This is a genomic window from Achromobacter sp. 2789STDY5608615, from assembly GCF_001298995.1.
Taxonomy (GTDB): Bacteria; Pseudomonadota; Gammaproteobacteria; order Burkholderiales; family Burkholderiaceae_B; genus Achromobacter; species Achromobacter insuavis.
The window spans coordinates 55,192-67,089 of record NZ_CYTY01000013.1 but is presented as its reverse complement, the minus strand read 5'-3'; the positions used below and the strand labels follow the sequence as shown (position 1 = coordinate 67,089).

Here is an 11,898-nt window from a genome sequence, read left to right as displayed (position 1 = left end):
CCGGCAGCACGCCGACCGTCAGCGTGCGCTGCTCGTCGCGGCGGATCGAGTCGACCGCCTGTTCGAGCTGGCGCAGGCCGCTGAAGACGCGGTCGATCTCCTGGTACAGCCGCATGCCGCGCGCGGTCAGGGCCAGCTTGCCGCGCACGCGGTCGAACAGCGTCAGCCCGGTGTCGGTCTCCAGGTGCGCCAGCAGCTTGCTGACGGCGGGCTGCGACACGCCCAGCGCGATGGCCGCCTGGCTGACGGTGCCGTGTTCCACCACCGCCTTGAAGGCCTCGACCTGCCGCAGGTTCAGGGTTTCTTTCATGCCATAACCAAAAAGGGCGGCAACCGGTTTGCCAGTCGCGAAGGTTATAGCGCGGCCGGACACGATGCAAGGACGCCCAGCCATGGCGCATGACTACGACGTGATCGTGGCGGGCGCTGGCATGGTCGGCGCGGCCGCCGCCTACGGCCTGGCGAACCTGGGCCGGCGGGTGCTGCTGCTGGACGGCGCCGACACCGACTACCGCGCCGCCAAGGCCAACTTCGGCCTCGTGTGGCTGCAGGGCAAGGGGCACGGCTATCCCGCCTACCAGCGCCTGTCGCGCGAGGCGGTGCAGGCCTGGCCCGAATTCGCCCGCCAGCTGCAGGACGACAGCGGCATCGCGCTGGACTACGAATGCCGCGGCGGGCTGCACTTCTGCCTGAGCGACGACGAATTGGCCGGCCGCGCGCAGCGCATCGGCAACTGGCACGGGCAGGCGCCCGAAGCCCCCGCCTGTACGCAGATCCTGGATCGCGCCGAATTGCGGGGCCGCTTTCCGTCCCTGCGGCTGGGCGACGCCGTGGCCGGCGCCAGCTTCGGCGAGCAGGACGGCCACGTCAATCCGCTGCGCCTGCTGGCCGCCTTGCAGACCGCCTTCCTGCGGCGCGGCGGGCAACTGCGCAACCGCCACGCCGTGACCGCCATCGCCCGCCTGCCGGGCGGCGGTATCGAGGTCAGCGCCGGCGCCTTGCGGGCCCGCGCGCCGCGCCTCCTGATCGCCGCCGGCCTCGGCTCGGCCGCGCTCGGCGCCATGGCCGGCCTGGATGTGCCGCTGCGGCCTCAACGAGGCCAGATCCTGGTGACCGAACGCCTGGCGCCGCTGCTGCCGGTGCCCGCCAGCGGCATGCGCCAGACCGGCGAGGGCACCGTGATGGTGGGCCTGACGCAGGAAGAGGTGGGCTACGACCTGGGCACCACCTCGGCCGCCGCCGCCCGCATGAGCCGCAACGCGCTGCGCATCCTGCCCGGCCTGGCCGGCGCGCGGCTGGTGCGCCACTGGTCCTGCCTGCGCGTGATGACGCCCGACGGCGGCCCGGTCTATGCCGATTCCCCGACCCACGATGGCGTGTCCATCGCGCTTTGCCATTCCGGCGTGACGCTGGCGTCGTTCCATGCCGGGCCCTACGCCCGCGCGCTGGCCGGCGGCGCGCCGCTCGATTCCCTGGATGCCTTTCACCATGAGCGCTTCAATGTTCAGAAAACTGCCTGAGTCCGACGCGCCCGCGCTGACGCTCACCATCGACGGCGAGACCGTCACCGCGGCCGCCGGCGAGACCGTGGCCGCGGTGCTGCTGCGCCAGCCCACGCCCGCCAGCCGGACCACGCCGGTGCACGAAAGCCCGCGCGCCCCGTTCTGCATGATGGGGGTGTGCTTCGACTGCCTGGCCATCGTCGACGGCGTGGCCTCCACCCAGACCTGCCTGGTCACCGTGCGCGACGGCATGCGCGTGCAGCGCCAGTTCGGCAAGCGGAGCGTGCTGCCATGAAACGCGAATTCGATGTGGTGGTGATCGGCGCCGGTCCGGCCGGCATGAGCGCGGCCATCGGCCTGCGCGCGCAGGGCCTGACGGTGCTGGTGGTGGACGAGCAGCCGGCGCCGGGCGGCCAGATCTGGCGCGCGGTCGAGGCGGTGGCGGCTACGCCCACCGGCCGCCTGCTGGGCGATGAGTACCGCGCCGGCGCAGGCCTGGCGGAACGCTTCCGCGCCTGTGGCGCGTTCTACGAACCCGACACCCAGGTCTGGCAGATCGAACCCGACTGGCATGTCTACATGACGCGCCAGGGCCGCGCCGAGGTGGTGCGGGCCGTTCGCGTGGTGCTGGCGCTGGGCGCGCAGGAACGGCCCGCGCCGTTCCCGGGCTGGACCCTGCCCGGCGTGCTGACCGTGGGCGCCGCGCAGATCCTGCTCAAGACCTCGCGCCAGGTGCCGGCCGATCCGGTCTGGGTGGCGGGCAGCGGTCCCTTGCCGCTGCTGTACATGGCGCAGCTGCTGCGCGCCGGCGGCAAGGTCGCGGGCTGGCTCGACACCTCGCCGCCCGGCGGCTGGCGCCGCGCGCTGCCGTGGCTGGGCGCGGCGCTGGCGGCCTGGGGCGACGTCAGCAAGGGCCTGGCCTGGCTGCGCGAGATCCGCGCGGCCGGCGTCAAGCGCGTGCGCGGCGTGACGGCGCTGCGCGCGCTGGGCGACGGCCAGCTGCGGGAAATCGAATACACCGCCGGCGGCGTCACCGCCCGGGCGCCGGCCAGCGTGCTGCTGTCGCACGAGGGCGTGGTGCCGTCCATCCACATGACCCGCGCGCTCGAATGCGCCCACAGCTGGAACCCGCAACAGGCCTGCCTGGCGCCGGACCTGGACGCGTGGGGCCAGACCAGCCGGCCGGGCATCTACGTGGCCGGCGACGGCGCCGGCATCGGCGGCGCGCAGGCCGCCTGCGTGCGCGGCGAACTGGTGGCGGCGGGCATCGCGCTGCATGCCGGCCGCCTGGCGCAACCGGCCGCCGACGCGCTGGCGGCGCCGCTGCGCGCGCGCCTGGCCGGATTGCTGCGGCTGCGGCCGATGCTGGACGCGCTGTACCCGCCGCGCGCCGGCATTTTCGCGCCGTCCGATGACACCATCGTCTGCCGCTGCGAGGAGCTGACCGCCGGCGACATCCGCCGCGCGGCCGCCATCGGCCAGCCCGGCCCCAACCAGATCAAGTCGTACACCCGCGCCGGCATGGGCCCGTGCCAGGGCCGCCAGTGCGGCTACACCATCGCCCACATCGTCGCCGCCGAACAGCAACGGCCGGTGGCCGAGGTCGGCTTCTACCGCATCCGCCCGCCGCTCAAGCCCTTGACGCTGGGCGAGCTGGCATCGCTGGACATCGAGGAAGAACAGGCATGAGCGCACGGCATTGCGATGTGATCGTGATCGGCGGCGGCCTGCATGGCCTGTCGGCCGCGCTGCATGTGGCGCGCGAGGGCCGGCGGGTGGTCGTGATCGAGAAACACTGGGTCGGCCGGCACGCGTCCGGCGCCACCGCCGCCGGGGTGCGCACGCTGAACCGCGACCTGGGCGAACTGGACCTGTCGCTGGAGGCCATGGACATGTGGCACGCCATGGCCTCGCTGGTGGGCGACGACTGCGGCTTCCACGCCAACGGCCAGATCTGCGTGGCCGAGACGCCGGCGGCGCTGGCCAGGCTGGAGGCGCGCGTCGCCGACCTGCGCGCCCGCGGCTACACCCACGAAGAGCTGATCGGCCCCGACGAACTGCGCCGCCTGCTGCCGGACCTGAGCCCGCACTGCCTGGGCGCGTCGATCGCGCGGCGCGACGGCGCGGCCGATCCGCATCGGGCGCTGCGCGCCTTCCGCGCCAGCGCCGAGCAGGCCGGCGTGACCATCATCGAGCACTGCGGCGTCACCGGCCTGGAACGGCAGGGCCAGGACTGGCGCGTGCTGACCGAGGCCGGCCCGTGGATCGCGCCCTGCGTCATCAACGCCGCCGGCGCCTGGTCGGCGCGCATCGCGGCGATGGCGGGCGACGACATTCCGCTGGCGACCAAGTCGTCGATGATGATGGTGAGCGAACGGCTGCGGCCCTTCATCAAGCCGGTGGTGGCCATCATGGGCCGCTCGCTGTCGTTCAAGCAGTCGGACCAGGGCACGCTGGTGATCGGCGGCGGCCTGCAGGGCATTCCCGACCTGGACCGCGAGACCTCCACCGCCCGCATGCGGGTGCTGGCCAAGGGCGCGCACGCCGCCACCGATCTGTTCCCGTCGGTGCGCAACATCCGCATCGTGCGGGTCTGGGCCGGGCTGGAAGCCAAGACCGACGACATGCTGCCGGTGATCGGCCCGTCGCCCAACGCGCCTGGCGTGCTGCACGCCTTCGGCTTCTCGGGCCACGGTTTCGAGCTGGTGCCGGTGGTGGGCGCGGCGCTGGCGGACCTGGCGCTGCGCGGGCACACCGCGCGCGCCATCGGCAACCTGCGGGCCGAGCGGCTGATGTCGCCGCCGGCCAAGGAGCAATCATCATGATGCGCTACGCCATCAAGCGCCTGCTGCTGGCGATCCCCACGCTGCTGGCGATGCTGACCGCGGTCTTCATCCTGGTGCGGCTGGTGCCGGGCGATCCGGCCGCCGTCATGCTGGGCGACCAGGCCAGCGCCGAGGCCCTGGCCGCGCTGCGCCTGCGGCTGGGCCTGGACCTGCCGACCTACGTGCAATACGGCCGCTTCCTGGGCGACATGCTGACCGGCAACTTCGGCGTCTCCATGGCCAGCGGCCGCACCGTGCTGCAGGAAGTGGCGCTGGTGCTGCCGTGGACCCTGCAGCTGACCGCCGCCGCCATCCTGATCGGCGTGGCCTTCGGCCTGCCGCTGGGCATCTGGGCCGCGCTGCGCCGCAACGCCTGGCCCGATTACCTGGGCCGGCTGCTGTCGCTGACCGGGCTGTCGTTTCCCGCTTTCGTGTCGGCCATCCTGATGCTGCTAGTGTTCGCCATCCAGCTGCGCTGGTTCCCGGTGATCGGCAGCGGCGGCGGCAGCGACTGGGGCACGCAGCTGCGCAACCTGGTGCTGCCGGCCTTCAACCTGGGCCTGATCATGATGGCCTATGTCATGCGCGTGACGCGCTCGTCGATGCTGGGCGTGATGGGCGAGGACTACGTGCGCACCGCCCGCGCCAAGGGCGTGCGGCCCTGGCGCCTGGTGGTGCGGCACGGCCTGCGCAACGCGCTGATCCCCATCGTCACCGTGGTGGGGCTGTATTTCGGCACGCTGATCGGCAACTCGGTGCTGACCGAGATCGTGTTCAACCGCCCCGGCCTGGGCAAGCTGATCCTGGGCGCCCTGAACAGCCGCGACTACACGCTGCTGCAGGGGCTGATGGTGGTGTTCGCGTCGTGCGTGATCGTCGTCAATCTGCTGACCGACCTGGTGTACGGGCTGGTCGATCCTAGGGTGAAATACCAATGAGCGCCATCGCCGCCGCTTCTCCCGCGCGCCCCAATGCCTTGTGGCAGGCGCTGTCCCGCAACCGCCTGTCGTGGGTCGGCATCGGCCTGCTGCTGCTGATCGTGCTGGCCGCCGTGCTGGCGCCCTGGCTGGCGCCGCACGATCCGCTGCAGCAGAACATCGCCTACCGCCTGGAGCCGCCCTCGGCCGAGTTCTGGCTGGGCACCGACAGCTACGGCCGCGACGTGCTGTCGCGCCTGATCTACGGCGCCCGCGTGTCGCTGCTGGTGGGGTTCGTCGCCATCCTGATCGCCATGTGCATCGGCTCGGCGCTCGGCATCCTGGCCGGCTACGTCGGCGGGCTGGTGGACCAGCTGATCATGGGCCTGGTCGACGTGCTGCTGTCGTTTCCCACGCTGCTGCTGGGCCTGATGGTGGCCGCGATGCTGGGCGCCAGCCTGGAGAACCTGATCATCGCCATCGCCATCACCGAGATCGCGCCGTTCGTGCGGGTGGCGCGCGCGCCCACCATCGCGCTCAAGCAACGCGATTTCGTCGAGGCGGGCAGGGCGCTGGGCTACGGTCCGCTGCGCCTGATGGGCGTGCACATCCTGCCCAACATGGTGTCCGACGTGGTGGTGCTGGGCTCGCTGTGGATGGCCTCGGCCATCCGCACCGAGGCCTCGCTCAGCTTCATCGGCCTGGGCGTGCCGCCACCGGCGGCCACCTGGGGCGGCATGATTCGCGAGGGCTTCGAGAACATCCTGGACGCCTGGTGGCTGACGGTGTTCCCCAGCGTCGCGATCCTGCTGACCGTGCTGGCCCTGAATCTGCTGGGCGACGCGCTGCGCGACGCCATCGATCCCAAGCTGCGTTCGGAGCGTTCATGAACCCCCAGACCCAAGCTCCCGTATTGGAACTGCGCGCGCTGCGCACCGAATTCCGCGCTGGCGGCGCCTGGCACGCCGCGGTGCGCGACGTGTCGCTCAGCGTCGGCCGCAATGAAACCCTGGCGGTGGTCGGCGAATCCGGCAGCGGCAAGAGCGTGACCGCGCTGTCGGTGCTGCGCCTGTTGCCCGGCGCCGGCGCGCGCCACGGCGGCGGCCAGGTGCTGCTGGATGGCCAGGACCTGACCGCCCTGTCCGAAAAGCAGATGAGCAAGCTGCGCGGCGAGGCCATCGCCATGATCTTCCAGGAGCCGATGACGTCCCTGAACCCCACCATGACGGTGGGCGACCAGATCGCCGAGGCCATCCGGCTGCATCGGCGCGTGTCGTGGAAGGAGGCGCGGCGCCAGGCGCTGGCGGTGCTGGAAGAGGTCAAGATCCCCGCCGCCGCGCGCCGTTTCGACGACTATCCGCACCAGTTCTCGGGCGGCATGCGCCAGCGCGTCATGATCGCCATGGCGCTGGCCTGCAAGCCGCGCGTGCTGCTGGCCGACGAGCCCACCACGGCGCTCGACGTGACCATCCAGGCGCAGATCCTGAGCCTGCTGTCGGATCTGAAAGAGGCGCACGGCATGGCCGTGCTGTTCATCACCCACAACCTGGGCGTGGTGGCGCAGATCGCCGATCGCGTCGCCGTGATGTACGCCGGCGAGGTGGTCGAGACCGCCGACGTCGACACGCTGTTCGCGCGGCCCACCCACCCCTACACCGAGGCGCTGCTGCGCGCCATGCCGCGGGTGGACGCCGACAACCAGGAACTGGAATCCATCCCCGGCGGCGTGCCGGCGATCACGGCCATGCCCGCCGGCTGCGCCTTCGCGCCGCGCTGCCGCCTGAAAGAGGCGCGCTGTGAGAGCAGCCGCCCGCCGCTGGCCGCCATCGGCCCGGGACACCAAGTGCGCTGTGTGGTGCGCGCCGAACCGTACAAGGACGTGGCATGAGCGAGCTGTTGCAGGTTAGCAATCTGGTCAAGCGCTTCGACAGCGGCGGCGGCTGGCTGGGCGGGCCCCGGCAGACGGTGCGGGCGGTCAACGACGTGTCGTTCAGCGTCGCGCGCGGCCAGTCGCTGGGGCTGGTGGGCGAGTCCGGCTGCGGCAAGTCGACGGTGGCGCGCACCCTGCTGCGGCTGATCGAGCCGGACGAGGGCGGCATCGTGTTCGACGGCCATGACATCCGCCAGGCCGGCGCGGCCGCGTTGCGGGCGCTGCGCCAGCGCATCCAGATCGTGTTCCAGGATCCCTACGCCTCGCTCAACCCGCGCCGCACGGTGCGCCAGGCGCTGGCCGAGCCGCTGCGCGTGCACCGCCGCGGCGACGCCGCCTGGATCCGCGCCAAGGTCGAGCAGACCATCCAGGAAGTGGGCCTGCCGCTGTCGGCGCTGGACCGCTATCCACACGAGTTCTCCGGCGGCCAGCGCCAGCGCATCGGCATCGCCCGCGCGCTGGTGCTGGACCCGGAGCTGATCGTGGCCGACGAGCCGGTATCGGCCCTGGACGTATCGGTGCAGGCGCAGATCCTGCAACTGCTGGAACGGCTCAAGCGCGACCGCGGCCTGTCGTTCGTGTTCGTCTCGCACGACCTGGGCGTGGTGCGCCACTTCTGCGACACGGTCTGCGTCATGTACCTGGGCCGCATCATCGAACGCGGGCCGACCGCGCAGGTGCTGGACCGGCCGCAGCATCCCTACAGCCGGGTGCTGCGCGACTCCTCGCCGGTGCCCGACCCGCGGGCGCGCATCCGGCTGGCGCGCATCGAGGGCGAGATTCCCGCGCCCACGCACCTGCCGCCGGGCTGCGCCTTCCATCCGCGCTGCGCGCGGGCGCAGGCCGATTGCAGGCAGCAGGTGCCGGCGCTGATGGGGCAGGGCGAGCGGGTCGTGGCCTGTTTCCATCCGCTGGAGGCCGAGCGGACGATGGGGTAGCCGGCGCCGCCGCGTTCAGCCCTGGCTTGCCGTCAATCGCGCGGTCAGCGCCGCCATGTCATCCAGCATCCAGAACACGCGGCCGCGGTTGGTCTCGTAGGCAAAGTCGCGCAGCGACTTGCTGTCCGCCAGATAGGCCGAAATGTCGCCCACCACCGCGCACTGCAAACGGTAGTTGACGAACTTCTGGATCAGCTCGCCGGCGATGCGCGTTTCCAGGCGGTAGAAATCGGGATGCACGCGCGCGGCGGGCAGCGCCAGCCATTCGGCCTCGTGCTCCCAGGCGGCGCTGATCAGGTCGTTGGTGTCCTGGCCGGTGGCCAGGGCGGGGCCGGCCGCGTCGAATTGCAGGACGCGCTTGCCGCCGATGTCGACGAGCGTGGGGGATGGCGTGCTCATGGCGTGGCTGCCTGGATCGGGAGGTGTAGTCTTGGGGCGATCATGATATCGCGGCCCGCGCAGCGCCTTGGCGGCCGGGGCTGCTAGAATGGCCGCCATTCCACCGGAGTATGACGACGTGATCCTCGCTGCCTGAAGCGACCCCATCCGCTGACGCGCCCGCCTAGCCCGACGAGCGGGCCGCGCCGTGCGTGATGCCGGGTCTCCACGCCGGGCCCTTGTGCCCGCCTGCCAGCCGCGCCCCGCGCGGTCCAGTCCGCATCACGACTCCGGAGGCTTCATGCCCGCAAACGATCCGTTCGACCTCATCGCCCACAACCAGGCCGCCTGGGACCAACTCGCCGCGCAGGACTGCGAGTGGTCGCGCCCCGTCACCCCCGACATCATCGCCGCCGCCCGCCGCGGCGTTTGGGCCGTGCGCCTGACGCCCGGCCCCTTGCCGGCCGGCTGGCTCGACCAGGTGAAGGGACTGTCCATCCTCTGCCTGGCCTCGGCCGGCGGCCAGCAGGCGCCGGTGCTGGCCGCGGCCGGCGCCGACGTCACCGTGTTCGACCTGTCCGCGCGCCAGCTGGAACAGGACCGCGCCGTGGCCCGCCGCGACGGCCTGGCGCTGACCGCCGTGCAGGGCGACATGCGCGACCTGTCGGCTTTCGCCGACCAGTCCTTCGACGTGGTGTTCCACCCGATCTCCAACCTCTACGTGCCCGACGTGCGGCCGGTGTGGCGCGAGTGTTTTCGCGTGCTGCGCCCGGGCGGCAGCCTGCTGTCGAGCTTCTACAACCCGGTGGTGTTCGTCGGCGACCGCGACCCGCGCTATGCCGCGGACGGCCTGATCCGGCCGGTGTATGCCTTGCCGTACGCGGACATCACGGCGCTCGATGCGGCCGCGCTGCAGGCCAAGCGCGACCGCGGCGAGGCCCTGGTGTTCGGCCACAGCCTGCAGGACCAGATCGGCGGCCAGCTGGACGCCGGCTTCCTGCTGGCGGGCTTTCACGAAGACCGGCAGCCGCGGCCGCGGTTCGTGATCGACGGGTACGTGCCGACGTTCCTGGCGACGCGGGCGGTCAAGTCCGTGGCTGGGTGATTTCCTCGATCATGGCGCGGGTCTGGTTGCCGGGCAGATCCAGCACGTAGGCCTCCGACGGGACCCGTTCCTTCATCCACTCGCTGGCCAGCGTGCCGATGTGCGCGAACTGTAGCGTCGTCGCCTGGGCCAGGCGCGCTTCCAGGTCCGCGCCGTGCGCATCGGCCCGGCTGTCGAAGTAGTCGGTGGTGTTGTCGGCTCCCCATTGCAGCGGGCGGGAGGTCAGTCCGTCGGGATACACGGCCCGGTTGTTGACCTGCCGGCTGAAGTAGGGGATGTCATGGCTCTGGTAGGCCGTGTACATGGCGGCCTGCAACGGCGCGCGTTTTTCGCTTTCTGGCGGGCAGAGCGTCACGCCGTCGAGGAGCCGCTTCAAGGTCGATAGTTCGGTGGCGCCGTTGTAGAAGTCTGCCACCGCCGCGGACGTGGTGCTGCGGAAGGTCTCATAGCGCAAGTCGCCGAGGATGGTGCGTTGGTCCTGCGTGCTGATGGGATGGTAGCGCAGGTGGAAATCGGGAATCGCGGCATGAAACTCCGCCAGGCCGCCGTTGGCTTTCAAGGCGGTCAGGCCGGCGGTCACGCCCGTGCCAAACTGGCTGTGGTAAAGCGAATAGGGGGTCGGTCCGTTTTCGGTCTGCGGCGGGACGCGGTTGTGCAGGTAAGTCATGCCGCCCTGATCATCCGGCGTGCGCAGGATGATCAGGCTTTCGATGACTTCGGTGGTGGGTTCGGCGGTATGGAAAACGCCGTCCACGATGTTGTAGGGACTGCACAGCGGATTGTTGTCGGTGGCGCGGGAAAAGGTGTCGTTCAGGATCATGGCCCGCATGAGTTTTTCGAACGTCTTTGCCGCATCCTCCGTTTTCGGCGCCTGTTGCGGGGTGGCGAGTCCCTCCGTGGACGTATCGGCTTGCGCGGTGACCGCGGTGGACGGGCCGGCCTCCGGTGACTTCGGCGGGGGCGGATCGAGCGTCAGCAGGGTCGTCAGGTGCTTGATGGCTTCGGGCACCAGCGCGAATTCGAGGTCGGTGAAGAAGAAGCGGCCTTGGCTGACCATGATGTTCTCGTGGTGCAGGTCGCTCGCGCCCGCCAGCATCAGCGCGGCGATGGCCCGGCCCAGGTCGCCGAAGACCCGTCCGGCCTCTGCGGAGTCGATCACGTGACCCTGGGCCGAGCTGTGCGGCAGGAACTGCACGTAGCCATAGTCCACGTCCTCATGGGACCGCGGCAGGAAGCGATAGGTCATGTCCTGCGCGCCAGCCATCTCCAGCAGGCTGCGGCGCGGCGGGCCGTCGCGCGCCTCCAGATCCTTGCCCGAGAGCGCTTCATCGATGCGCACGTCCCGGGGCTTGTAGACCACTTTGCCACCGCCCTCGAACGTCAGGATCGCGACCCGGTTGCCTTGCTTGTGCGGATCGCTGTCCGTCAGCGTGAGACCGACCAGTTTTCCCGCGCTGGCGGTCTCGAGGAAGCGGGGGCCGATCGCGCCGTGATCGCGTTCCAGGCGTTCCAGCAGGGTCTTCATGCAGGTGGTGAAGCCCGCCGCCTCCCGATTCAGGTGGACGTCCATCGCGGGCACCATGCGTCGCAGCGCGTCGACGCCGCCGTCGGCTTCGAGTTTGGCCAATAGCGGCGCCACGGGTTGCTTGTCGAGGTTGCGCCCGCCGCCGGTACGGCTTTGCGTGTCGAATTGGTAAAGCGCGCGGACCACGTATTCCTCGAGCCGCTGCGCCAGTTTCGCGCCCAGCTTGCCGGCGAGCTCCAGCCGTTCCGTGCCATCGGCCTGTATCAGTTGCGGCAGGATGGCGCGCATCGCCCCCTTCAGCGCGGGTTCCACCGCTTCACCGCGGGCGCCGCGCGGCAACGCGATGTCTTCCATGACATAGTTCAGCGCGGCGTCGATCTGCAGGTCAGAGGGGTTTTCCTCCTTGATCGCGTTCAGCGCCGCCATCCGATCCTGGGCATGGACCTGGGCCGCCTGGATGGCGCCGGTGATGCGATTCGCGGTGAGGGCCTGCACCGGTTCGTCGCGTAGCGCGGCCATGCCGGAGCTGGGGCCGTACTCGGTTTGCAGCGCGTCGCGGAAGGTGTTGAGCACCTCCTGGTTCTGCTGGGCCACGCGGTTGCTGAAGAAGGTCGACAGCTTTTCCACGGTGACGTGAAACAGCCACGTCAGGTTGTTGCCGGGGCGTGCGTTCTGCAGTTTGGGGTCGTCCGGCGTTTCATGCCCGACGATGATCCGGTCGGCAGCAGGGGCGGTGTTGACGATTCCCTGGAATTGGTCGAGACCGATACCCATGGTG

Annotated in this window: 12 protein-coding genes; 9 read left to right on the top strand and 3 right to left on the bottom strand. The window is 70.8% G+C overall.

What is annotated here, in order from left to right; all coding sequences use genetic code 11:
* Positions 1–310 (bottom strand): LysR family transcriptional regulator (locus AOZ49_RS13410; protein ID WP_156355658.1); only part of this gene is annotated, 310 nt, incomplete at its 3' end.
* Positions 311–392: 82 nt separating this feature from the next.
* Here AOZ49_RS13410 and AOZ49_RS13405 point away from each other — a divergent pair.
* The 8 genes from AOZ49_RS13405 to AOZ49_RS13370 are packed head-to-tail and all read left to right on the top strand — an operon-like array spanning position 393 to position 8,112.
* Positions 393–1,520, top strand: a complete 1,128-nt coding sequence (locus tag AOZ49_RS13405; RefSeq protein WP_054475820.1) for an NAD(P)/FAD-dependent oxidoreductase — start codon at positions 393–395, stop codon at positions 1,518–1,520.
* Positions 1,501–1,797, top strand: coding sequence for a (2Fe-2S)-binding protein (locus tag AOZ49_RS13400; protein WP_054432115.1), 297 nt, complete (start codon positions 1,501–1,503; stop codon positions 1,795–1,797). The genes AOZ49_RS13405 and AOZ49_RS13400 overlap by 20 nt, the downstream gene beginning before the upstream one ends.
* Positions 1,794–3,191: an FAD/NAD(P)-dependent oxidoreductase gene (locus AOZ49_RS13395; protein WP_054475818.1), complete on the top strand. Its 1,398-nt coding sequence runs from the start codon at positions 1,794–1,796 to the stop codon at positions 3,189–3,191. Before AOZ49_RS13400 ends, AOZ49_RS13395 begins: the two co-directional genes overlap by 4 nt.
* A complete protein-coding gene (locus AOZ49_RS13390) occupies positions 3,188–4,327 on the top strand; it encodes an NAD(P)/FAD-dependent oxidoreductase (protein WP_054475815.1) in 1,140 nt (379 codons plus the stop codon). The genes AOZ49_RS13395 and AOZ49_RS13390 overlap by 4 nt, the downstream gene beginning before the upstream one ends.
* On the top strand, positions 4,324–5,265 hold the full coding sequence (locus AOZ49_RS13385; protein WP_054475811.1) for an ABC transporter permease: 942 nt from the start codon (positions 4,324–4,326) through the stop codon (positions 5,263–5,265). The genes AOZ49_RS13390 and AOZ49_RS13385 overlap by 4 nt, the downstream gene beginning before the upstream one ends.
* Complete coding sequence (locus tag AOZ49_RS13380; protein ID WP_054432107.1) at positions 5,262–6,134, top strand: ABC transporter permease; 873 nt, start codon at positions 5,262–5,264, stop codon at positions 6,132–6,134. Before AOZ49_RS13385 ends, AOZ49_RS13380 begins: the two co-directional genes overlap by 4 nt.
* On the top strand, positions 6,131–7,132 hold the full coding sequence (locus AOZ49_RS13375) for an ABC transporter ATP-binding protein (RefSeq protein ID WP_054432105.1): 1,002 nt from the start codon (positions 6,131–6,133) through the stop codon (positions 7,130–7,132). Before AOZ49_RS13380 ends, AOZ49_RS13375 begins: the two co-directional genes overlap by 4 nt.
* Complete coding sequence (locus AOZ49_RS13370; RefSeq protein ID WP_054475809.1) at positions 7,129–8,112, top strand: ABC transporter ATP-binding protein; 984 nt, start codon at positions 7,129–7,131, stop codon at positions 8,110–8,112. The genes AOZ49_RS13375 and AOZ49_RS13370 overlap by 4 nt, the downstream gene beginning before the upstream one ends.
* Positions 8,113–8,127: 15 nt before the next feature.
* On the opposite strand, the gene AOZ49_RS13365 is transcribed toward AOZ49_RS13370, so the two are convergent.
* Complete coding sequence (locus AOZ49_RS13365; protein WP_054475806.1) at positions 8,128–8,511, bottom strand: DUF4180 domain-containing protein; 384 nt, start codon at positions 8,509–8,511, stop codon at positions 8,128–8,130.
* Between the two features lie 280 nt (positions 8,512–8,791).
* On the opposite strand from AOZ49_RS13365, the gene AOZ49_RS13360 reads away from it, so the two are divergent.
* Positions 8,792–9,595: a class I SAM-dependent methyltransferase gene (locus AOZ49_RS13360; protein WP_054475804.1), complete on the top strand. Its 804-nt coding sequence runs from the start codon at positions 8,792–8,794 to the stop codon at positions 9,593–9,595.
* Here AOZ49_RS13360 and AOZ49_RS13355 read toward each other — a convergent pair.
* Positions 9,576–11,894, bottom strand: coding sequence for a DUF4135 domain-containing protein (locus AOZ49_RS13355; protein WP_054475802.1), 2,319 nt, complete (start codon positions 11,892–11,894; stop codon positions 9,576–9,578). The two genes, AOZ49_RS13360 and AOZ49_RS13355, sit on opposite strands and share 20 nt — an antisense overlap.
* Between the last annotated feature and the right edge of the window lie 4 nt (positions 11,895–11,898).